This is a genomic window from Paenibacillus pinisoli (assembly GCF_003605435.1).
In the GTDB taxonomy this organism is placed as follows: domain Bacteria; phylum Bacillota; class Bacilli; order Paenibacillales; family Paenibacillaceae; genus Pristimantibacillus; species Pristimantibacillus pinisoli.
The window spans coordinates 1-21059 of the sequence record NZ_QXQB01000004.1 but is presented as its reverse complement, the minus strand read 5'-3'; the positions used below and the strand labels follow the sequence as shown (position 1 = coordinate 21059).

The window sequence follows — 21059 nt, the reverse complement described above, 5'->3', positions numbered from 1 at the left end:
ATACCCAAATCGGCTATGTATGGTATAGCAAGATCCAGACAGCGCAGATCAATAAGCTGTGCCGACATAATAAAAACGTGCCTGGGCAGCCAGGCACGTTTTTCAATATATCGATTAGCCGATGGAGCCTTCCATCTCGAACTTGATGAGACGATTCATCTCTACGGCGTATTCCATTGGCAATTCTTTGGTGAATGGCTCAATGAAGCCCATTACGATCATTTGAGTCGCTTCGTCCTCCGACAAGCCGCGGCTCATCAGGTAGAACAGCTGGTCCTCAGATACCTTGGATACGGTAGCTTCATGCTCCAGCGTAATGTTGTCGTTCAAGATTTCATTGTACGGAATGGTATCCGACGTGGACTCGTTATCCAGGATAAGCGTGTCGCACTTGATGTTCGCTTTCGCGCCATCCGAGTTGCGTCCGAACGATGCAAGGCCGCGGTACGTTACTTTGCCGCCATGCTTGCTGATCGACTTGGATACGATCGTAGAGCTTGTGTCAGGGGCCAGATGCGTCATTTTCGCGCCTGCGTCCTGATGCTGGCCTTTGCCTGCAACCGCAATGGACAGAACCATGCCTTTTGCGCCACGGCCGCGAAGTACAACAGCCGGGTATTTCATCGTCAGCTTGGAACCGATGTTGCCGTCGATCCATTCCATCTGCGCATTCTCATCCGCAACGGCACGTTTTGTAACGAGGTTGTAGATGTTTGGCGCCCAGTTCTGAATCGTCGTATAGCGAACGCGGGAATCCTTTTTGCAAAGAATCTCTACGACCGCGCTATGCAGCGAGTTCGTGCTGTAGATCGGAGCTGTACAGCCCTCAACGTAGTGAACGGAGCTGCCTTCGTCCGCGATGATCAGCGTGCGCTCGAATTGGCCCATGTTCTCGGAGTTGATGCGGAAGTACGCTTGCAGCGGGATCTCGCATTGTACGCCTTTCGGTACATAGATGAAGCTGCCGCCCGACCATACCGCGCTGTTCAGCGCAGCAAACTTGTTGTCCGTCGGAGGGATAATTGTGCCGAAATATTCTTTCATCAGCTCAGGATACTCACGAAGCGCAGTATCAGTATCTGTGAAGATAACGCCTTGCTTCTCCAGATCTTCTTGCATGCTGTGGTAGACAACCTCGGACTCGTATTGAGCCGATACGCCCGCCAGGAACTTCTGCTCCGCTTCAGGAATGCCCAGCTTGTCGAACGTTTCCTTAATTTCTTGCGGAACCTCTTCCCAAGTCTTGCCTTGCTTCTCGGACGGCTTAACATAGTACTGGATATCGTCGAAGTCCAGATCGTCCAGATCTCCGCCCCAGCGCGGCATAGGCATTTTGTTGAATTGCTCAAGCGACTTCAAGCGGAATTCAAGCATCCATTCCGGCTCGTTCTTCATCTCGGAGATCGTACGGACGATTTCCGGAGTCAGACCTTTACCCGATTGGAAAATCGCCTTGTGCTCGTCGCGAAAACCGTATTTATACTCTTCCATTTCCGGCATCGATTTAGCCATTCATCTCACTCCTTGTTTTGATTTTCGATTCCTTTGCGCAATGCGTTCCACGCAAGCGTCGCGCATTTGATCCGCGCAGGAAATTTATTCACGCCAGACAGCGCCTCAATATCCTCGTTTTCTTCAAACTCGACCGAATCGCCCTTCATCAGCGCAGAGAACTTCTCCGCCATTTGAATCGCCGATTCGAACGTCTGCCCCTTCACGGCTTCCGTCATCATCGATGCGGAGCTCATGCTGATGGAGCAGCCTTCGCCTGTGAACTTCGCGTCTACAACCTTGCCGTCTACAACCTGCAGCTGCAAGGAGATGCGATCTCCGCAGGTCGGGTTGTTCAGATTGATTGTAACCGCGTCATCCTCAAGCGTTCCGCGATTGCGAGGATTTTTATAATGGTCCATTATGACTCTGCGATACAAATCATCCAATTGCATGACCGAAGAACTCCTTTGTTTGAATTAGGCCGTCGGTTAACCGATCGATGTCCTCTTCGGTATTGTATAGATAAAAGCTTGCTCTGGCTGTAGCCGATACATTCAGCCATCTCATGAGCGGCTGGCAGCAATGATGGCCCGCCCTGACAGCAATGCCCTTCGAATCCAGCACCGTGGCGACATCATGCGGATGCACGTCGTCCAGATTGAACGTAACGAGCCCGACACGGTTCTCCTTCGGCCCATAGATCGTAATGCCTTCAATCGTCGACAGCTTATCGTAAGCATATGCCGCAAGCTGCTTCTCATGACGGTCAATCTCATCCATGCCGATGCTCTCCAGGAAGTCGATTGCCGCGCCGAGCCCTACCGCTCCGGCAATCATAGGCGTACCGCCTTCGAAGCGGTACGGAATTTCCTTCCATGTAGACTCGTACAGCTCCACGAAATCGATCATCTCGCCGCCATACTCGATAGGCTCCATCCCGTTCAGAAGATCTTTCTTGCCGTACAGGGCGCCAATGCCGGTCGGACCGCACATCTTGTGGCCTGAGAAAGCATAGAAGTCTACGCCAAGCTCCTGAACGTCAACCCTCATATGAGGCGTGCTCTGCGCCCCGTCTACGACCATGATCGCGCCGTTGCGGTGGGCAATAGCCGCGATTTCCTTGATCGGATTCACGACACCCAGCACATTCGATACGTAGGTGACCGATACAACCTTCGTATTCGGCGTGATCGTCTTCTCCACATCCGCAAGCGAGATTGTGCCGTCAGGCTGAAGCGGTATATATTTCAGCGTTGCGCCTGTAGCTTTGGCAACCTGCTGCCATGGAATCAGGTTGCTGTGATGCTCCATCGGCGTAATGACGATTTCATCGCCTTCCCCGCAGACGGCTCTAGCATAACCGGATGCTACAAGATTTAACGCTGTAGTGGTGCCTCTGGTAAAAATAATCTGCTCCGGCGTCTCCGCGTTCAAAAATGCGGCAACCTTCGCACGGGCGCCTTCATAAGCGTCCGTCGCCCTGGAGCCAAGCGTATGAACGCCGCGATGGACGTTGGCATTATCCAGCTCGTAGTAACGTTTGACCGCATCAATGACGGAACGCGGCTTCTGAGAAGACGCCGCGCTATCCAGGTAAACGAGCGGATGCCCGTTTATCTCTTGATGCAATATCGGGAATTGTTCCCGTATCGCATTTATATTCATCCCTCTAGCTTCCTTTCGAGCAAGCGCTGGAGCTGAGTCCGTACCGCTTCGACCGAAATTTCGGATACGACCGGAGCCAGGAATCCGTAAATAATTAACCGCTCAGCGTCTTGCCTGCTTATTCCTCTGGACATCAGGTAGTAGACTTGCTCAGGGTTGACTTGGCCTACGCTTGCCGCGTGGCCCGCCGTTACATCATCCTCGTCGATCAACAGAATCGGGTTCGCGTCGCCGCGCGCCTTAGGGCTAAGCATCAGAACCTTTTCCGTCTGAACGCCGTTCGCTTTGGTCGCGCCATGCTCGATCTTCGTGATGCCGTTGATGATTGCCGACGCGGAATCCTTCATTACCGCGCGTGTAATCATGTTGCTGTCGGAGCTTTTGCCGAAGTGCACTGCTTGCGTCGTCAAGCTCATTTGCTGGGCGTTCTTGCCTACGCTGATGACCTTCACGTCGGACGTGGAGCCTTGGCCCTTCATGATCGACTTCGTGTCGGACATCGTATGACCGTCGTTGAGGTCGCCGACTACCCACTCGATGCGTCCGTCGTTCTCTACAACGGCACGGCGCAATGTCATATCCACGCCGCTATCGCCAAGAGAATGCACCGAACCGAAACGCACAAGCGCGCCCGGCTTCACGAACACCTCAACAATAGATGGGTGCACGAATTCGCCTTTGACAGCGCCTTTGTCGGATACAACTGTATCGACATAGGATACGCGGCTGTTCGCATCGGCTACGATCAGAATATGAGGTGCGAACGTTGCTTCAGCCTTGTCATTGAACAAGATTGCTTGAAGCGGCAGCTCTACTTCCACATTCTTCGGCACGTACACGAATACGCCGCCGTTCCATAGCGCAGCGTGAAGGGCAGTAAGCTTGTCCTCATCCTTCTTCACAGCCTGGAACAAATATTGTTGAACGAGATCGCCATGCTCTTTGCATGCCGTCTCCAGATCGGTGAAAATTACGCCTTTCGCAGCCAATTCGGCCGACAATTGCTTCCATACAGCAGCGGAATTGTGCTGTACAAGCAGGTTCTCCGTACCTTCCGCGACCAGCTCTTGCACATTAGCAGGCAGATCAGCCAGCGACGCCGCAGCGCCAGCTCCCTCGTAGCTGCCGACAGCCGTCAGGTTCCAGCGCTCGATGCGGACCTTCTCAGGCTTCGGCCACGGGAGCGCAGCGGCAAGCTCGGCCGCTTCTCCGCGAAGCGCTACCAGCCAATCCGGCTCGCCCTTCCCGCGAGCTAGCGTCTCAGCGGAAACGCGGTCAGTCGGAGTGGTTAGTTGTGTACTCATATCGTCAAATCCCCCTTCTCCGATTAAGCCTGGCCTACAGTTTCGTCAGTAATGCCCAGTTCTTCCTTCACCCAGTCATAGCCCTCGTTCTCCAGGCGCTGAGCAAGCTCAGGTCCGCCGGATTTCACGATGCGGCCTTGCATCATAACGTGAACGAAGTCAGGAGTAATATAGTTAAGCAGACGCTGATAGTGAGTGATGATCAGGAAGCCGCGGTCTTCAGAACGCATAGCGTTCACGCCGTTCGCTACGATGCGAAGAGCATCGATGTCAAGACCGGAGTCGATCTCGTCAAGCACGACGATTTTCGGATCAAGCAGCATCATTTGAAGAATTTCGTTACGTTTCTTCTCGCCGCCGGAGAACCCTTCGTTCAAGTAACGGTGTGCAAACTCCGGATTCATCTCCAATTCTTTCATCTTGCCTTCCATTTGGCGGATGAATTTGATCAGGGAGATTTCATTGCCTTCCTCGCGGCGGGCATTGATTGCGCTGCGCAGGAAGTCGGAGTTCGTAACGCCAGGAATCTCGCTCGGATATTGCATAGCCAGGAACAGGCCTGCGCGCGCTCTCTCGTCTACTTCCATCTCAAGCAGGTCTTCGCCGTCTAGCGATGCGCTGCCAGCTGTCACTTCATACTTCGGATGGCCCATCAGCGCCGAAGCCAGCGTACTCTTACCCGTACCGTTCGGACCCATGATGGCATGGATTTCTCCGCCTTTAATCTCAAGGTTAATGCCTTTCAGAATCTCTTTCCCTTCGATCTCGGCTTTAAGGCCGTCGATGACAAATTGTGTTGCCATATTATACTGATCCCTCCAAGGTTGGTTTAATCGTAGATTAGGTGATTCTCAATGATTCTCAATAATCATTTTAATATAGTTTTTGTTATAAAGCAACGTACGAGTTGACATGCCGCCCGCCTCTGCCCTGGAAATTCGTTCTTATATTCCGAGCGCGGACAGGATTCGACCGGCTTCCTTGTCGAACTGCGCTTGCGTTAGAACAGGCTTCATCGAAGGCTCGGCGATTTCATCCTCTATTCTTACCCAAGATTTACATCCGGAATAAGCAGGCTTCATCGGCGCATGGACCGGCTCTTCCAGCTTGTACACGCGAAGCAGCAGCACATGCAGCGGATTTTTCTTCTTCCACTTGAGGCGTTCCTCTGCGAATGTATCCGTCCAGATATGCATATCCCGCAGCTTGTCCAGCGTCTCCTGATCGGTAATCTCGATGTCCCGCTCCACAACAGCATATGCGGACAGCTTGATCGTCTCAGCCTCAGGAGACCATTCCTTCAGCGTCTCGTCCATTCCGTCCCGATACGCTTCCTTGAGCAGCTCCTTGCGTTGATGCTCGTATGCAGGCATTAAGTAGAAGCTTTGGCTCAGCAATTGAAAATCCCGCGTTTCTTCAATAATGCCTCCCTTGCGCATGACAATGATTTGCTCCCCGTCATGAAGCGCCTTCACGGAAACAGCCCATTCCTTCAGCGCAACGGCTTCTCGTGTCATAACTTCTGTCATCCCAGCTCCCCCATCCATGTGGCGGTTCTTTCCTGATGTCCGCCTTCCCTATCTCTATTTTGAAAAAAACAGCCCGTGAAGTCAATCATTGGCGTCCAAAGGTATTCCATGGCGAAATAATATCCATTATACTATTAGGCATGGTAATGGAACGAATAGAGAAATCGGAGGTGGACGAGCTGACCACGTATCATGCCTTAAATGAACAAGAAGCAATCGAAATCGCGCGCGGCATCGAAGATTTTTTCCCTGCCGGCGCTCATTTGGCTTGCCGGGAAATTGGAGACGGCAACCTGAACCTCGTCTTTCATATAACGGATAGCGCGAGCGGCAAGAGCCTGATTATGAAGCAGGCGCTGCCATACGCCAAGGTTGTAGGCGAGTCCTGGCCTCTGACGCTTGACCGCGCACGGATCGAGAGCGAGAAGCTCATGCTGGAAGGACAGCTGGCTCCTGGACTGGTTCCGGTCGTGTATAAGTACGATCCGGTGTTGTCTCTTACCGTCATGGAGGATCTAAGCGATCATATAATTATGAGACAAGGGCTGATCAACGGCACCAAATACCCGCTGTTCGCAGATCATATCTCGACGTTCATGGCCAACACCTTATTCTATACATCCGATCTCGGCATGAACCAGCAGGACAAGAAGCTTAGAGTGAAGGACTTCATCAATCCCGAGCTTTGCAAAATTACAGAGGATCTGATTTTCGACGATCCTTATACGGTTTCGGCCAACAACAACATCCCGCCTGCAATTGAAGATGCCGCAGAAGCTCTCCGCAATGACAGCGCGCTTCACCTGGAAGTTGCGATTCTTCGCGACAAGTTCCTGACGAACGCGCAGGCGCTGCTTCACGGCGATCTGCATACGGGAAGCATCTTTGCCACACCGGCTTCCACCAAGGTCATCGATCCTGAATTCGCATATTTCGGACCGATGGGCTTTGATGTAGGCGCCCTGTTTGCGAATCTGATTCTCAATTACGCAGGCCAGCAATTCTGGATGAGCGATGACGAAGCCCGCAAGGACTTCCGCGGATACCTTCTTGAATCGATCGAGGATATTTGGACTCAATTCGACCGGAAGTTCCGCGCGCTCTGGAATGAGAATGGCATAGACCGCCTGGCTAATTCCACTCCGGGATATCAGGATTACTACATGCAGAGATTGCTGCAGGATTCCATCGGCTTTGCAGGCTGCAAGATCGTGCGGCGCATTGTCGGGCTGGCGCATGTCGCGGACATTGACAAGATTCCAAACGATGAAATTCGCGAGCAGGCTCAAAGGGCAGCGCTGGCGATCGGCACCGAGCTGATCCGCCGCAATCGCAGCGCGCAATCGATACAAGAACTGATTGATATTACAGAAACAGCACTGCAAAGATAACCGCGGGCTTTGCAATTTACGCAGGGAGGATACAACATCATGACTCAAAATTACGCAGGCTTGCAATCCGTCATCTGGAGAGGCGACAAGCTTGACTTGCTCGACCAACGGCTGCTGCCGGAGGAAATCGTATATTTGCCGCTTACGACATCCGAGGATGTCTGGGAAGCGATCAGACATCTGAAGGTTCGCGGCGCTCCTGCTATCGGCATCGCTGCAGCTTACGGCGTCGTCCTCGGCAGCCGCGATGCGTTAGCGGCGGGCGAATGGCTGGCTGACGTTAAGAAACATGCAGAATACTTGGCTACTTCGAGACCGACAGCTGTCAACTTGTTCTGGGCGCTGGACCGGATGAAGGCTGCGGCTGACCGTTTTGCTGGCGAAGGCCTGTCCGTTGACGGACTCAAGGAAGCATTGACGAACGAAGCGATCGCCATTCAGAGCGAAGACGAAGCAACGAACCGCCTGATCGGCGAGCATGCGCTTGGATTGTTCAAGGATGACATGGGCGTCTTGACGCATTGCAACGCAGGCGGCTTGGCTACTGCGAAGTACGGCACAGCTCTTGCTCCTTTCTATCTGGCCAAGGAGCAAGGCATGAATATTCGCGTATTCGCCGATGAGACTCGTCCGGTGCTGCAAGGCGCTCGCCTGACCGCATTCGAGCTGCAGCAAGCAGGCGTAGATGTTACACTCATCTGCGACAACATGGCTGGCATGGTCATGTCCAAGGGTTGGGTCGACGCTGTTATCGTCGGCACCGACCGCGTCGCGGCTAACGGCGACGTTGCGAACAAGATCGGCACTTACAGCGTAGCTGTTCTTGCCAAGGCGCACGGTATTCCGTTCTACGTCGCTTGCCCGCTCTCCACGTTTGATCTCTCCACGCCTACAGGCGCTGAGATTCCAATTGAGGAGCGCAATGCGGAAGAGATTACGGAAGGTTTCGGCAAGCGAACCGCTCCGCAAGGCGTGAAGGTATTCAATCCTGCGTTCGATGTTACGCCGCATGAATATGTAACGGCAATTATTACGGAGAAGGGCATCGTTACCGCGCCTTTCGAAGAGAATTTGCGCAAGCTGTTCCAAGATTAATGACATGAGCCCCAAGCTGCCGCAGCTTGGGGCTTTATTCATTCTCCAGCCTATAGCATGAGTCGAAGAGCGTCCGCCCCCTTCATGCCCGCCATGATACCGAGCGATTCCGCTTTATGCGTAACCGATTCCAGCGGCGCTTCGATCAGCTCCTCCAGCGTGCGCACGCCTACGGCGCGGCCTGCTATAATCTCGCGGTCACGAAGCTTGTCGTTCAGCAGCGACACGTCCAGTGCTCCGCACATAATATATCCACGGTCTGTCGATAGGGAGAGGAGAGTAGTTTTCGGCAGCTTCACCTCCACTCCAAGAACGGTCTCCCCGTTTTCGAGCACGAATGGAACCATTCTGATCAACTGGCACCCACCTCCTTTGCCCGCCGATTGAAGCGGCGCTGATGCCGCACAACCAGTATATGCAGGGAATCTTACCCAGTGTGGTCAAACGCCAGATATAGGTCTTTTGTCACCACCCAAAATAGTGGTATAGTTAGACTATCATCACAAGTGCGGAGGCAAGCATATGACAAAAAAGCAATTGGACAAGCAACAACACACCTTCATCTTCAATGTAGACATTATGGTGGAGGACGGCCACCACGCCAACGCACTGGAGAAGCTGTTACAAGGATTGAACCAAGCCGGATGGGCTGATTACCGCATCAACTCCGGCATTCAACTCGGAGATCTGATCGAACAAAAAATTGCGGAAGCTTCATCATCCGCCCCTGTTCCCATTGCTGCTGAACAGACGAAAGAAACAGCAAAAACAACCGTTGCTCCGCCACCTCAATCAGACGGCTTCGGACCGATACGGGCATTTATGAAATCGAATACCTTAATCCGGCTCATTGTGAATAGAGGACTCGGAATCAAGCTGAACATTCCTTGCCGCGTCATTAATATGGATGAACAGGAAAACCTTATCACGGTCTATCATGTCGACGAGAAGCAGGTTTATACGTTCAGAATGAATGAGATTGAAGATTTTATAGCTGGATAACAACACATAAGCCCGCTGCCGAGAGAGGCCGTTGCATCCTCTCTTGACAGCGGGCTTATTTCATTATGATCAACCTGCTTTGAGCATTTCTTCAATGTTGTCGCTGGAGACTGGCGGGCTCCAATAGAATCCCTGCATCTCATCGCATTGATGCCGCTTCAGAAACTCCATTTGTTCCTCTGTCTCCACGCCCTCAGCAATCACTTGAATATTCAAGTTATGCGCCATTGCAATGATAGCAGCCACAATCTCCGCATCGCTAGGGTCCTGCTGAATATCCCTTACGAAGGACCGGTCAATCTTCAGACGGTCAATCGGGAAATTCTTCAGATAGTGGAACGAGCTGTAGCCTGTCCCGAAGTCGTCTACGCTAATGCCGACGCCCAGGTCCGTAATCGCGAGCAGGCAGCGTGATACCAATCCGACATCAATTGTCATCGACTCCGTAATTTCCAGGTCCAAATATTTGGGCTCAAGCCCTGTCTTCTCCAGCACCTCTGCAATGCGGCTTGCCAGATCATGCTGCAGAAATTGACGGATGGACAGATTGACCGATACCGGCATCGGCTGCAATCCCGCATCCTGCCATGCTTTGTTCTGGCGGCATGCTTCCTCCAGCACCCAGTCGCCAATCTGAACGATCATGCCGCTCTCTTCCGCCAACGGAATGAAGGTTCCCGGCGAAAGCAAGCCGCGAACCGGATGCTTCCAGCGAACCAGCGCCTCGACGCCAACCATGCGTCCGCTGTCCAGATCATATTGCGGCTGATAATGGAGAATGAACTCGCTTCGCTGGATAGCCCGGTACATCTCATGCTGCAGCTTGAGGCGTTCGAAGGAGGAATTGCTCCAGCTGTCGGAATACAGCAAACAGTCGTTTTTGCCGCTCTCCTTCGCTTTGACGAGCGCCATATCCGCCTTCTTGAACAGCGTGTACCCGTCATCTTGATTATTGAGGCTCGTTACCAGTCCGATGCTGGCTGTAATATGTAAGGGGAAGCCTTTAAGCTCATAAGGCTCTTCAATTGATTTCAATACACGCTTCGAATACTCCAGCAGCTCTACTTCGGTCTGGATAGACGTAATCAGCAGCGCGAACTCATCGCCTTCCATCCTCGCAACGAAGTCTTGCTCCGACAGGCCTCGGTTCAGCCTCTCCGCAACCTGCATCAGGAGCATGTCTCCGAACTCCCGTCCGAAGGATGCGTTCACGAGTTTGAATCGATCCAGGTCTAGATAGCAGATTCCGACGATCTTCTCATCTTCCTTGGCCCGGGTCAAGCTTTCCGTCAGCTTCATCTGGAAGAGCGTACGATTGGGAAGGCCCGTCATATCGTCATAATAGGCCATGTATCGAATTCGCTCCACATTGCGCTTCCGGTCGCTCAAATCCTGGCTGATCAGCACCGTTCCGATCACTTCGCCCTCCTGAATCATTGGCGCATAGACCACCTGAAGCTCGAGCGGAAAACCCGAACGATGCGTAATTTGAATATTGTTCTGAGTCGTCTCCCCGTTCAGCGCCAATTCAATCGATTCTTGCAGCTGTATTCGGCTGGCAGGATCAACCATTCGGATAATAAGCTCCCCGATCATCTCCGAACGCTGATAGCCCAGGATGCGGCTGGATGCTTCATTCATCTCCACCAGCTCCCCTGAGCGGTTCAGCACAGCAAGAGGGACCGCTTCGGAACGAAGCAGCGTCTCTACAATGGCGGTATGGTATTTATGGAAGTTGCCCATCGAATTGCGCTTGATGAATACGATAGCTGCTGTAGCCAGCAGCGAGGCCGCTACGGCTAGCGAGGCCCATCTGTACATCGCACTGGATATAACCGTAAAAGATACGATGATCCATATTGCGGCAATAGCCCCTATGACGGCGCTGATCGCCCATGAATCGTTCAGCATCAGCAGCGTGCGCGGCTGCTTCTTCATCCCAGCCCAATCTTCGATTCGTTTCGCCACACACAAACTTCCTTCCTCTTAAGTCGGTCAAGTGATAGCTAGGTACATTATAAACGAATTGGACGAATTGGCATAGAAATATTTGCTAACGATCTATAAAAAAGCGGCTAAAAATGATCGGTTTCTGTCGAAAATCGCTCGATTATGTGACAAGATTCCTCACTTTGACGCTTGTTTTGCCGCACCCAGGATTACAAAGACCCATCCCGCAATCATCGCGACTCCTCCAATAGGCGTAATCATGCCCAGCTTGGAGAAGCCTGTCAACGTCAAAATATAGAGGCTTCCGCTAAAAATAATCGTGCCTGCGAATATCAGCCTGCCCCCGATCATCACCTTGCGGCTGCCGCCCAGCACCTTGTCCAGCAATGAAATCAGCATCAGCCCCAGCGCGCTGTACATATGATACCTCACGCCTGTCTCGAATACATCCAGATAATGATCGGTTACTTTGCCTTCCAATCCATGAGCGCCAAAGGCGCCAAGCGCAATGGCCAGCGCCGCATTCACAGCGCCGATTACAAAATATTTTGGAAACATCGGTTTTCAATCCTCTCTTTATTGTGTATAATTTTACCAAACTCTTGGAAGGGGACTACATAAGAATGAACGACAATCAAAATCAGCATGAACAGCAGCAAGGGCAGCAGCCTGGACAACAGCCTGGACAGGGACAGCCCTTTACCGGATTCGCACCGGTAGGCGCGCCTCCATACGGCCAGGGGCCGATCGTGAAGAAGCATTCCGGACTCGGCATCGCATCATTTATCCTGGCGCTGGTTGCTCTTCTCACCTTTATCTTATCCTTTATCCTAATCTTATCCAGCTTCTCGACTATACCGGACTTCGCCACGCAGGAAGAGCTGCAGCAAACCATCATTGACAGCAACGGAGCAGGATTCGAAGGCTTGGTCATCGGAAGCCTTATTATATTTTTGTCCATCGGCATTGCCTTTATCGGACTTGTGCTCGGCATTATCGGCGCATGCTTCAAGAACCGCAAGAAAGTATTCAGCATTATCGGCATCGTGCTGAACGCGCTTATTACTGCCGGCTCGTTCTTGATGTTTTTGCTTGGGCTCGCAGCATCCGTCTAAAGCCCGTTCACCTATAAACCCGCTTCGCCTGCCCTGATGGCCGGCAAGCGGGTTTCTTCTATTTCTGCTTAATGCTTCAACAGAATGGATGTCCGGCTGAAGCCTTCCCTGGACTTGCTAACCTCCAGGCAAGCGGGGAACGCTTCTTTCAGTTCGGCCACGTGCGAGATAACGCCAATCATGCGGCCTGCTCTCTGCAGGTCGACAAGCGCCGCTACCGCCTTGTGCAGCGACTCCTCGTCAAGAGAGCCGAAGCCTTCATCAATCAGCATCATCTCGATCGAGATGCCGCCCTGATGCGACTGAATGACATCCGTCATGCCAAGCGCGAGACACAGAGACGCGTTAAATTTCTCGCCGCCCGACAACGACTTTACATCGCGAAGCTGGCCAGTATATGCGTCGTAGACATCCAGCCCAAGTCCGCTCTGCTTGCCCCGAGTCTCCAGTCTGTCGCTGCGCTGAAGCTCATATTGTCCATTAGACAGTTCCTTTAGCCGCGCGTTCGCCATACTCAGAATCTGGTCCAGATATTCGATCAGAATATAGCGCTCGAAGGACATTTTCAGCGCATTGTCCCCCTTAAGCATGGAGTAGAGATCAAGCACGCCCTCCATCTCCTGCTCCAGCCCTGCCATCTGCTCTCCTGCACGTCTAATCGACTCGGCAAGCCGGGCCGCCTCTTCTTCATATCGAAGGGAGCGGCTCTCCTGGCCAACCGCAGCTTCATAGCTTTCCTTCGTCGCCGCAATGGCTGCAAGCAGCTCATCAGTATCGCGTCTTGGCTCCTCTGCCAATAGTTGCTCCAGAGCCGTGAGCCTCTCTCTTACCGCAGCAATGGCAGATCGATATGCCTCAATAGATTCGCTAATGCTACTGCTCTCGGCCTCAGACATAAGAGCCGAACGGTAGGCATCCAGCGAAGAGAAGCCTGCATCCTGCGATTCCCGCTCCAGTCTCTTGGCTGTACGGGCCTCCTGCTCTTCCGCTTCCGCCAGCGCGTTCGCGGCCTGTTCGGCATGCGCCTTGCATTCCGACAAGGTAGATGAAGCCCGCTGAAGCCGTTCCTGAACATTCGTCCAGGCTTGCTCCATGCGTCTGAACCCGATATCCTGCTCCAATGTCCGTGATTCCAGCGCTTTCGGGCTTCTCAGCTCTTCCGGAATCCGCTCCAATTCCTTATCCAGCGAAGCCTGACCGGCGGATCGCTCCACGGCGAGCCCCTGCAGCGAATTCTGAAGCTTCTCTCGCTCCGGCTCCAGCCGGGCAAGCTCCTCCTCCGCTTTTCCCAGCGACTCTCTCCCTTCCTCGGCGCGCTTCGCCTCCGCTTGCCATTGATCTGCCGCTTCCTTATGCTGCCGCCATAGGACACGAAGCTCGCCCTGGCGGTCGCGCAAAGCGCTGCGCAATTGCTCTGGAGACCCGCTTGGCTCCAGCACAATACCCAGCTCTCCAAGCTCCTCTACAAGCGCAGAGTGGGAAGCGGCAGTCGAGGCAGCCTGGGCTTTCGCCGCAATCAGCTCATTTTGGATCGCGGTTAACGCATCTTTCGATTGCTGCAGCTTCTCCTTCGAGGGAAGCTCGCCGCCTTCTGCATGAGCCTTGGACGGATGCTCCGTGCTTCCGCAGACCGGACATGGCGCGCCTGCCGTCAAATGGATGGCAAGCAGGCTTGCCTGCCCCTCCAGCCACAATCTCTCCGCCCGCTCATGCTCGGCTAATGCTCTCTCCAATTGACGAGTGCCTTCTTGCTCAAGCTGCCCCCAGCGTGCATGCTCCTCCGTCACATCCAGCAGCCGCTTGATCGTTTTCCCTTGCAGCTCCACCACTCTCAGCTTCTCCAGCTCGCCTGGGAGCTTGGCGGCAGCCGCATCCGCAGCTTTCAGCTCCGTCTGAATCTGTGTTCTTTGCTCACGCAGCTTCACAATGGCTCGTTCGTTCAAAGTCAAAGTTTCTCTTGCTTGTGACTCTAGCCGGGTTAATTCATCGACCCGCTTCTGCTGCTCGCTCAAAGAGGCCACGACAGGCTTAAGCTCCTGAAGCCGGAGAAGCTCGCGCTCGGCGCTTCGGCGCAGAGGCTCACGGTCCGCCTCCTCGCGATGAGCCGCCCCAGCAGCCTCCCACTCGCCTTCGGCGGTGTTGAGCGCCGATTTGCGATTCTCCAGCGCTTCCTGCTTGCTCCGCTTGGCCAGTATGGCCTGGTCGGCTTGCTCCTGATAAGGAAGCAGCAATGCCGCCTTCTTCGCAAGCTCCAGCCTCTGCTCCTGCTGCTTCATCGCAGGCTCTTGCTCTGCAAGAGCTGCCAGCTCTACACGCTTCGCTTCCAGCTCATCATGCTTGGCATTGATGTCCTGCGCTTTTCTCAGCTGCTCTTGCTTCGCATCCATCTCCGCCGACAGCCTCTGCTTGCCTTCACGGGCTTGCTCGGCCTGCTCCCGATAATAACCGGCCTCGCCGGTCAAGCCCTCCCATACTTGCGCAGTGCTGTAGACCTCTTGTGCGAATGTATCCGCAAGCTTGCTCTCCTCGCGGGCAGGGAACGTCTCCTGCGCTTGCCGCATAAGAGCGGATGCCGATGAGCGCGCATCCTTGAGACGGTCTTGCAGCTCCCGATTGCGCTGCTGGAATCGCGCCTCCAGCTTCTCGTACAGCTCTGTACGGAATATCCGGCGCAAGATCTCCTCCTTATTGTCCGTATCGGACGTTAGAAGCTTGCGGAATTCTCCTTGCGGAAGCATGACGATCTGGCTGAATTGGTCCTTCGTCAAGCCGACAACGGCGAGCAGTCTCGCATTCACTTCCGTGGTGATGAACCGGTCAACAGCCGGAATGGCCTCGCCGCCCTTCAGCTCATACAGCTCCGTCTTCTCGCCAGTCTCGCTACGGTTGCTGCCCTTGCGATGCTTCATTTGGCGGAATATGCGGTATTGCTTTCCCCCTACGGAGAAATCCAGTTCAACGGCTGTATGCGTCTCATCGTCGGCGAAGTGGCTGCGCAGCATTCGGGGATCGGATCGGTCCTCCCCGCTCGCCGTCCCGTAGAGCGCAAAGCATATCGCGTCAAATATCGAAGTTTTCCCCGCTCCTGTATTGCCGGAAATAACGAACAGCCTGCGATCGCCAAGCTTTGTGAAATCAATGGTCTCTTCGTCCCGGTAAGGGCCGAATGCTTTCATCATTAACCGCAGCGGCCTCATGCTTCACCTCCGAGCGCTTGCTGGAGCGCTCCAAACTCCCGCTCGAACAGCGCGCGCTTCTCCTGCGTCAACGGGATGCCCTTCACCTCTTCATAGAAGGCGGCGAAGAGCTCTGACGGATCGCTCTCGCTGCGCCTTGGAGCAGCAGCATGAGCAGCCTCGCCGGTTACGGCCAACTCCGCGACCGCCGTCCTGTTTCTTCTCTCTACATGCATCGCATTGCGATAGACGGCTCTCACCTTCTCCATCGGGTACAGGACGGGATGATCGCTTAACAGCGTCACGAAGACGTAATCGTCGCACACCTTATGCTGCTCCAGCTCCTCCAGGGTTGCTTCCACCCGTCTCATGTCGCGCAGGGGGGTCAGTTCTCTTTTCTCCACAGCCGCTTGGCCGTCCTTATCCAGCTCTACCATCAGATAACCCTTGTGATGCTTCTCTTCCGATATCGAATATTTCAGCGGGGAACCCGCGTAACGGATATGTTCATGCAGCACGTAATGCGCCTGATGCAGATGGCCTAATGCCACATAGTGGAACTGGCGAAAATGAGCCGCGCTCACATGCTCCGCGCCGCCAATGGCGAGCGGCCGCTCCGATTCGCTTGTATTATCGGCGGTTTCGCCGTACGGCGTCACAAAAGCATGTCCAATCAGCACATGTCTCGCTGAACGGTCCATTGTCTGCTCCAGCTGGCCTACAATAGCCCGCATGGCATCGTCATGCGACCGAATCGATTCATCGCCAAGGCGATGCCTGATCTGGGCAGGATCCGCATATGGGACCAGATGAAAGTGAACCTCGCCGTATTCATCGCGAAGCACGACGGGATCGCCGTCTTCACGCAGCTGTCCGGCCAAATACAAGCCCCTGCTCTCCATCATGCTCGTGCCAAAGCTGATCCGGTCAGGGCTGTCGTGATTGCCAGAAATCGCGAGCACCGGCGTATCCAGATCAATGACAATTCTCCGAAGCACCTCATCCAGCAGCTCGACCGCCTCTGTCGGCGGCACCGCACGATCATACAGATCGCCCGCAATAATAACCGCATCCGGCTTCTCATTCCGAATGGCATCCAACAATTGCTCCAGCACATGGCTCTGGTCTTCCGTCATATAAACACCGTGAATCAGCTTGCCCAAATGCCAATCCGCCGTATGTAACAGTTTCATTCCATCACTTCCTCTCCCGCGGCATTCCTCCGCGGTCCTTCCTATTATTCTATCACCATGGCGCGCTGCCTAGCTAGGTTTTTGGGGGGATGCAGCCGCGGCTTGTCTGACAGATTAATAGAATTGGACTCAATTCGTTCACATAACCGCTCGCCACTTGAATATATTGATTAACAACAAACAAATAAACGAGGGAGGTGCTCCGAAAATGAGTCCAGCTGACAACGGCAATTTCATTGTTTCGCGCGAGGATTGGTCGCTGCACCGCAAGGGGTATCAGGATCAAGCCCGCCACCAGCAAAAAGTACGCGAGGCCATCAAGCAAAATTTGCCCGATCTCGTATCCGAAGAAAGCATTGTCATGTCTGACGGCAAGCAAGTCATTAAAGTGCCGATTCGGAGCCTGGATGAATACCGATTTGTGTATAATTACAATAAAAACAAGCATGTCGGCCAAGGCGACGGGGACAGCCAGGTAGGCGATGTACTCGGGGTAGATCCGCAAGCGTCCAAAAAAGGCGGCAAAGGGGAAGGCGCCGGCGACCAGCCGGGCGAAGATGTCATTGAGGCAGAAGTTTCTTTGGCGGAGCTGGAGACGATGCTCTTCGAGGAACTGGAGCTTCCATTTCTGAAACAGAAGGACAAGGATCAGCTTGAAACGAAGGAAATTCGCTTCAACGATATCCGGAAGAAAGGCATTATGTCCAACATCGACAAGAAGCGGACCATTATCGAGAACCTGCGCCGCAATGCCACATCCGGGCAGCCCGGCATCCACGGCATCAGCCCGGATGATCTCCGCTACAAGACTTGGGAGGAGATCGTGAAGCCGCAGTCCAACGCCGTCATACTGGCTATGATGGACACCTCGGGGTCGATGGGCTCGTTCGAGAAGTATGTAGCCCGCAGCTTCTTCTTCTGGATGACCCGGTTTCTCCGCCATCAGTATGAGAAGGTGGACATCGTGTTCATTGCGCATCATACGGAGGCGAAGGAAGTTAGCGAGGAAGAGTTTTTTACGCGCGGCGAGAGCGGGGGAACGATCTGCTCCTCGGCTTACATGAAAGCGCTGGAGATCATCGACAGCCGATTCAGTCCGAGCCTATACAATATCTACCCGTTCCACTTCTCCGACGGAGACAATCTGACCAGCGACAACGAGCGCTGCGTGAAGCTGATCGGCGAGTTGCTCAAGCGGTCCAATCTGTTCGGCTATGGCGAGGTTAACCAATACAACCGCTCCAGCACGCTTATGTCCGCTTACAAACATATCAACCTTCAGCATTTCATGTATTACGTGATCAAAGAAAAAGGCGAGGTATACAACGCGCTGAAGTCGTTCTTCCGCAAGCGCGAAGGCGCAACCGGATAAATGGGGATGAACGCTCCAAACTGCATAAAGCCCCCGGCGTTTGAACGCCGGGGGCTTGCACGATTATATCCATTAAGGCGTAACTTCAGGCGCTGAGGATGGGGCAGGCTCAGCGGCCTGCGTCAGTTCAGGGAGGCTCTTGAACTCATAGCCCTGTCCCCTTGCCTCGTCAATAATGCTGCCAAGCGCATCCGCGTTATCTTGCGATACGGAGTGCAGCAGCAGAATTGCCCCCGGATGCAGCTGCTTCGTCACTTGCTGGAAGGCATATGCCGAGCCCTTCTGCGCCCGGACATCCCAGTCCTTGTACGCGATCGACCAGAAGACGCTCGTGTAGCCCGAGCCTTTGCTCGCAGCCAGCACCTTTTCACTAAAGATGCCTCTCGGCGGTCTCAAATACGTCATTTCCTGCTGACCCGTCACTTCGCGAACCTGTTCCTTCACCTTCTCCAGCTCGATACGGATCGCATCTTCCGATAGCGTGGTCATATCAGGATGGCTCCAGGAATGGTTGCCGATGATATGCCCCTCCGCCGCCATCCGTTTCAGCAGCTCCGGCTGGTCTTTAATGTAGTGACCGGTGACGAAAAAAGTGGCGGGCACCCCCTTCTCCTTCAGCACGTCCAGGATCTTGGCGGTCAGTCCGTTCTCATAGCCGTTATCGAAGGTAAGAAAAAGCTCTTTGCGCGACGTATCGCCTAGAAACAGCGCGCCATGCTTCGTAATAATCGGCTTAAAGCCCTCCTCGTCAATCGAAGGCAGCTTGCCGTCAACGCTTTTCTTGAATCCAAAATGAAAAACTCCCGGCTGCGCTTCCAAGTCGGCAGGGGCTGCCATTACCGCCACAATCAGCGCCAGCGCTGCGGACAGATTCATGATTTTCTTCCTGAACAAAGTTTTGCTCTCCTCTCATCGGTGTTTGCGATTACTATTTCCTGAATTCCCCTGTACTATTCCCCTGTTTCCACCTAAAAGGGTTGTAATCCTGTGCTAATTTGCTACACTGATTACATAGGCCTCTGCCCTCGCAGATGGCCTCTATTACTATCCAAGGAGGATTTGGACATGAGAATCAATAACCGCTTAACCTTCCATACACGTGCCAAGCATATAGGAGGTGATATCTACTATGAACCATAGGTCTGGATTTCAGCCTCTGAAGGATACGTATACCAAGCAGCTTATTGCCTTGCGCGATGAGAAAGATCAATTTCTCGCCGCTTATTTCCCCGATTATGGAAGCAGACGAACCCAAGTGGAGAAGCTGCTTATTTCGTATACCCGCATGCTTGAAGGGCTTATTGAGCGGCCGTCTCATGAATGGGGCGATATTGTGCTGATCGGATGCGGCGTCACAGTCACCTATATGGATGACGGCATGAGCGAATCCTTTACCATCGTATTCCCTGAAGAAGCTCAACCCGATATTAACCGTATTTCATTCTATTCGCCCATTGCAGAGCAGCTGCTCATGCGTTCATGCGGTGATCTCGTCTCGATGAATACGAGCATGGATACCTACCAGGTGCGGATCGACCGGATATGGTACGGCGAAGACGGAACGGAAGAAGCACGGAGAGCTGCTCCTTGACGGAGAGTTCAAACAGCAACTAACCAAATATTAATGAGGGGCACACCGCCCCTCATTTTTCATTCTTGATTCCTCAAAATTTTGCGATCAGTCTCCATACCCAGCACGGAAGTGGCCTCATCTGAACGAGCGATAACGGTTCGCTGTAAGATTGTGAAAGCTATCTGATTTAGAAAATTACAAAAAAAGGAAGCCTTGGAGGCTTCCTTTTGCAAATCGTTGATCATTTGGTTATTTTCGTTATACAAACAAAAAAAGCCCGATACCCTGGCTTTAGTGGACTTTCATTATTAAAATAAGTGGTCGGGATGACACGATTTGAACATGCGACCCCCTGGTCCCAAACCAGGTGCTCTACCAAGCTGAGCTACATCCCGACATTATGGAGCGGAAGACGGGAATCGAACCCGCGACCCTCGCCTTGGCAAGGCGATGCTCTACCGCTGAGCCACTTCCGCAAAAAATGGTGCCGTCGAGAGGACTTGAACCCCCAACCTACTGATTACAAGTCAGTTGCTCTACCAATTGAGCTACAACGGCAAGTAGGTTTAAAAAATATTTTGGTTGCGGGGGCAGGATTTGAACCTGCGGCCTTCGGGTTATGAGCCCGACGAGCTACCGGGCTGCTCCACCCCGCGTCATTGAAGAAAATGGTGACCCGTAGGGGATTCGAACCCCTGTTACCTCCGTGAAAGGGAGGTGTCTTAACCCCTTGACCAACGGGCCTTACTATGTAGATAAAAGTCGTACGGAGAAGGAGGGATTCGAACCCTCGCACCACTTACGCAGTCTAACCCCTTAGCAGAGGGTCCCCTTGAGCCACTTGGGTACTTCTCCAGGAAATGGCTCCCCGAACAGGACTCGAACCTGTGACAACTCGATTAACAGTCGAGTGCTCTACCAACTGAGCTATCAGGGAATATGGATATGTAACAAGGCTTGTACCTTGAAAACTGGATACGAAAGTAGTGCTTACATGTTCTTTAGCATTTTGGGGTCCACGCAAAGTAATCGGCATACGCTTCAAAGCATATCGTCACTTTGTGGGGTTCCTTTAGGATAAGCCCTCGACCGATTAGTATTCGTCAGCTCCACACATTGCTGTGCTTCCACCCCGAACCTATCAACCTCGTCGTCTTCAAGGGGTCTTACTAATTGGGAAATCTCATCTTGAGGGGGGCT

18 protein-coding genes, 7 tRNA genes and 1 rRNA gene are annotated in these 21059 nt (G+C 53.3%); 6 read left to right on the top strand and 20 right to left on the bottom strand.

Annotated elements, in window-relative coordinates; genetic code table 11:
• Nucleotides 1-114 precede the first annotated feature (114 nt).
• The 6 genes from sufB to D3P09_RS17275 all read right to left on the bottom strand — a co-directional run bounded on the left by sufB (nucleotide 115) and on the right by D3P09_RS17275 (nucleotide 5992).
• Nucleotides 115-1512 carry a Fe-S cluster assembly protein SufB gene (gene sufB, locus D3P09_RS17300; protein WP_120112570.1) on the bottom strand — a complete coding sequence of 466 codons (1398 nt, stop codon included), beginning with the start codon at nucleotides 1510-1512 and terminating at the stop codon, nucleotides 115-117.
• Nucleotides 1513-1517: 5 nt separating this feature from the next.
• Nucleotides 1518-1946: a Fe-S cluster assembly sulfur transfer protein SufU gene (gene sufU, locus D3P09_RS17295; protein ID WP_120112569.1), complete on the bottom strand. Its 429-nt coding sequence runs from the start codon at nucleotides 1944-1946 to the stop codon at nucleotides 1518-1520.
• Nucleotides 1933-3159: a cysteine desulfurase gene (locus D3P09_RS17290; RefSeq protein ID WP_120112567.1), complete on the bottom strand. Its 1227-nt coding sequence runs from the start codon at nucleotides 3157-3159 to the stop codon at nucleotides 1933-1935. Before D3P09_RS17290 ends, sufU begins: the two co-directional genes overlap by 14 nt.
• On the bottom strand, nucleotides 3156-4463 hold the full coding sequence (gene sufD / locus D3P09_RS17285; RefSeq protein WP_120112566.1) for a Fe-S cluster assembly protein SufD: 1308 nt from the start codon (nucleotides 4461-4463) through the stop codon (nucleotides 3156-3158). The genes D3P09_RS17290 and sufD overlap by 4 nt, the downstream gene beginning before the upstream one ends.
• Before the next feature lie 23 nt (nucleotides 4464-4486).
• Nucleotides 4487-5266, bottom strand: coding sequence for a Fe-S cluster assembly ATPase SufC (gene sufC, locus D3P09_RS17280; protein WP_120112564.1), 780 nt, complete (start codon nucleotides 5264-5266; stop codon nucleotides 4487-4489).
• A 141-nt stretch (nucleotides 5267-5407) separates the two neighbouring features.
• The gene (locus D3P09_RS17275; RefSeq protein ID WP_120112562.1) at nucleotides 5408-5992 is read right to left on the bottom strand and encodes a DUF1802 family protein; all 585 of its coding nucleotides are present in this window, start codon (nucleotides 5990-5992) and stop codon (nucleotides 5408-5410) included.
• Nucleotides 5993-6171: 179 nt separating this feature from the next.
• Here D3P09_RS17275 and mtnK point away from each other — a divergent pair, with 179 nt between their 5' ends.
• Both mtnK and mtnA read left to right on the top strand, forming a co-directional pair.
• Nucleotides 6172-7383: an S-methyl-5-thioribose kinase gene (gene mtnK, locus D3P09_RS17270; protein WP_165867520.1), complete on the top strand. Its 1212-nt coding sequence runs from the start codon at nucleotides 6172-6174 to the stop codon at nucleotides 7381-7383.
• 39 nt (nucleotides 7384-7422) lie between these two features.
• Nucleotides 7423-8478 (top strand): S-methyl-5-thioribose-1-phosphate isomerase, encoded by a 1056-nt coding sequence (gene mtnA / locus D3P09_RS17265; protein WP_120112561.1) that lies wholly within the window; start codon nucleotides 7423-7425, stop codon nucleotides 8476-8478.
• Between the two features lie 50 nt (nucleotides 8479-8528).
• On the opposite strand, the gene D3P09_RS17260 is transcribed toward mtnA, so the two are convergent.
• The gene (locus D3P09_RS17260) at nucleotides 8529-8834 is read right to left on the bottom strand and encodes a YunC family protein (RefSeq protein ID WP_120112559.1); all 306 of its coding nucleotides are present in this window, start codon (nucleotides 8832-8834) and stop codon (nucleotides 8529-8531) included.
• A 166-nt stretch (nucleotides 8835-9000) separates the two neighbouring features.
• Here D3P09_RS17260 and D3P09_RS17255 point away from each other — a divergent pair, with 166 nt between their 5' ends.
• A complete protein-coding gene (locus tag D3P09_RS17255) occupies nucleotides 9001-9480 on the top strand; it encodes a hypothetical protein (protein ID WP_120112558.1) in 480 nt (159 codons plus the stop codon).
• A gap of 69 nt (nucleotides 9481-9549) precedes the next feature.
• Here D3P09_RS17255 and D3P09_RS17250 read toward each other — a convergent pair whose 3' ends face one another.
• Both D3P09_RS17250 and D3P09_RS17245 read right to left on the bottom strand, forming a co-directional pair.
• Nucleotides 9550-11448 carry a putative bifunctional diguanylate cyclase/phosphodiesterase gene (locus D3P09_RS17250; RefSeq protein ID WP_243644278.1) on the bottom strand — a complete coding sequence of 633 codons (1899 nt, stop codon included), beginning with the start codon at nucleotides 11446-11448 and terminating at the stop codon, nucleotides 9550-9552.
• Between the two features lie 159 nt (nucleotides 11449-11607).
• A complete protein-coding gene (locus D3P09_RS17245) occupies nucleotides 11608-11988 on the bottom strand; it encodes a DUF423 domain-containing protein (RefSeq protein ID WP_120112556.1) in 381 nt (126 codons plus the stop codon).
• Between the two features lie 65 nt (nucleotides 11989-12053).
• Here D3P09_RS17245 and D3P09_RS17240 point away from each other — a divergent pair, with 65 nt between their 5' ends.
• Nucleotides 12054-12545 carry a hypothetical protein gene (locus D3P09_RS17240; RefSeq protein WP_120112555.1) on the top strand — a complete coding sequence of 164 codons (492 nt, stop codon included), beginning with the start codon at nucleotides 12054-12056 and terminating at the stop codon, nucleotides 12543-12545.
• A gap of 68 nt (nucleotides 12546-12613) precedes the next feature.
• Here the strand turns inward: D3P09_RS17240 and D3P09_RS17235 are convergent, their stop codons facing one another.
• Together D3P09_RS17235 and D3P09_RS17230 are read right to left on the bottom strand one after the other, a co-directional pair.
• Nucleotides 12614-15742 carry an AAA family ATPase gene (locus D3P09_RS17235; RefSeq protein ID WP_120112553.1) on the bottom strand — a complete coding sequence of 1043 codons (3129 nt, stop codon included), beginning with the start codon at nucleotides 15740-15742 and terminating at the stop codon, nucleotides 12614-12616.
• Nucleotides 15739-16914: an exonuclease SbcCD subunit D gene (locus tag D3P09_RS17230; protein WP_120112552.1), complete on the bottom strand. Its 1176-nt coding sequence runs from the start codon at nucleotides 16912-16914 to the stop codon at nucleotides 15739-15741. Before D3P09_RS17230 ends, D3P09_RS17235 begins: the two co-directional genes overlap by 4 nt.
• A 208-nt stretch (nucleotides 16915-17122) precedes the next feature.
• Between D3P09_RS17230 and yhbH the strand changes: the two genes are divergently transcribed.
• Nucleotides 17123-18286, top strand: coding sequence for a sporulation protein YhbH (gene yhbH / locus D3P09_RS17225; RefSeq protein ID WP_120112550.1), 1164 nt, complete (start codon nucleotides 17123-17125; stop codon nucleotides 18284-18286).
• Between the two features lie 72 nt (nucleotides 18287-18358).
• Here yhbH and pdaA read toward each other — a convergent pair whose 3' ends face one another.
• Nucleotides 18359-19123, bottom strand: coding sequence for a delta-lactam-biosynthetic de-N-acetylase (gene pdaA, locus D3P09_RS17220; protein ID WP_243644331.1), 765 nt, complete (start codon nucleotides 19121-19123; stop codon nucleotides 18359-18361).
• A 292-nt stretch (nucleotides 19124-19415) separates the two neighbouring features.
• Between pdaA and D3P09_RS17215 the strand changes: the two genes are divergently transcribed.
• The gene (locus D3P09_RS17215) at nucleotides 19416-19877 is read left to right on the top strand and encodes a GreA/GreB family elongation factor (protein ID WP_120112548.1); all 462 of its coding nucleotides are present in this window, start codon (nucleotides 19416-19418) and stop codon (nucleotides 19875-19877) included.
• Nucleotides 19878-20177: 300 nt separating this feature from the next.
• On the opposite strand, the gene D3P09_RS17210 is transcribed toward D3P09_RS17215, so the two are convergent.
• The 8 genes from D3P09_RS17210 to D3P09_RS17175 form a co-directional block, all read right to left on the bottom strand.
• Nucleotides 20178-20254: transfer RNA gene (locus D3P09_RS17210), tRNA-Pro, on the bottom strand.
• 6 nt (nucleotides 20255-20260) lie between these two features.
• Nucleotides 20261-20335 (bottom strand) — tRNA-Gly (locus D3P09_RS17205).
• 6 nt (nucleotides 20336-20341) lie between these two features.
• A tRNA-Thr gene (locus D3P09_RS17200) sits at nucleotides 20342-20417 on the bottom strand.
• 21 nt (nucleotides 20418-20438) lie between these two features.
• A tRNA-Met gene (locus tag D3P09_RS17195) sits at nucleotides 20439-20515 on the bottom strand.
• Nucleotides 20516-20528: 13 nt separating this feature from the next.
• Nucleotides 20529-20603: transfer RNA gene (locus D3P09_RS17190), tRNA-Glu, on the bottom strand.
• Nucleotides 20604-20626: 23 nt separating this feature from the next.
• A tRNA-Ser gene (locus tag D3P09_RS17185) sits at nucleotides 20627-20714 on the bottom strand.
• 6 nt (nucleotides 20715-20720) lie between these two features.
• Nucleotides 20721-20796: transfer RNA gene (locus D3P09_RS17180), tRNA-Asn, on the bottom strand.
• A 136-nt stretch (nucleotides 20797-20932) separates the two neighbouring features.
• A 23S ribosomal RNA gene (locus tag D3P09_RS17175) occupies nucleotides 20933-21059 on the bottom strand; the annotation flags it as partial.

Coding starts and splice junctions, on each gene's coding strand:
- sufB (WP_120112570.1), bottom strand. CDS start 1,512: ATGGCTAAATCGATGCCGGAAATGGAAGAGTATAAATACGGTTTTCGC.
- sufU (WP_120112569.1), bottom strand. CDS start 1,946: ATGCAATTGGATGATTTGTATCGCAGAGTCATAATGGACCATTATAAA.
- D3P09_RS17290 (WP_120112567.1), bottom strand. CDS start 3,159: ATGAATATAAATGCGATACGGGAACAATTCCCGATATTGCATCAAGAG.
- sufD (WP_120112566.1), bottom strand. CDS start 4,463: ATGAGTACACAACTAACCACTCCGACTGACCGCGTTTCCGCTGAGACG.
- sufC (WP_120112564.1), bottom strand. CDS start 5,266: ATGGCAACACAATTTGTCATCGACGGCCTTAAAGCCGAGATCGAAGGG.
- D3P09_RS17275 (WP_120112562.1), bottom strand. CDS start 5,992: ATGACAGAAGTTATGACACGAGAAGCCGTTGCGCTGAAGGAATGGGCT.
- mtnA (WP_120112561.1), top strand. CDS start 7,423: ATGACTCAAAATTACGCAGGCTTGCAATCCGTCATCTGGAGAGGCGAC.
- D3P09_RS17255 (WP_120112558.1), top strand. CDS start 9,001: ATGACAAAAAAGCAATTGGACAAGCAACAACACACCTTCATCTTCAAT.
- D3P09_RS17245 (WP_120112556.1), bottom strand. CDS start 11,988: ATGTTTCCAAAATATTTTGTAATCGGCGCTGTGAATGCGGCGCTGGCC.
- D3P09_RS17240 (WP_120112555.1), top strand. CDS start 12,054: ATGAACGACAATCAAAATCAGCATGAACAGCAGCAAGGGCAGCAGCCT.
- D3P09_RS17235 (WP_120112553.1), bottom strand. CDS start 15,742: ATGAGGCCGCTGCGGTTAATGATGAAAGCATTCGGCCCTTACCGGGAC.
- D3P09_RS17230 (WP_120112552.1), bottom strand. CDS start 16,914: ATGAAACTGTTACATACGGCGGATTGGCATTTGGGCAAGCTGATTCAC.
- yhbH (WP_120112550.1), top strand. CDS start 17,123: ATGAGTCCAGCTGACAACGGCAATTTCATTGTTTCGCGCGAGGATTGG.
- pdaA (WP_243644331.1), bottom strand. CDS start 19,123: ATGGCAGCCCCTGCCGACTTGGAAGCGCAGCCGGGAGTTTTTCATTTT.
- D3P09_RS17215 (WP_120112548.1), top strand. CDS start 19,416: ATGAACCATAGGTCTGGATTTCAGCCTCTGAAGGATACGTATACCAAG.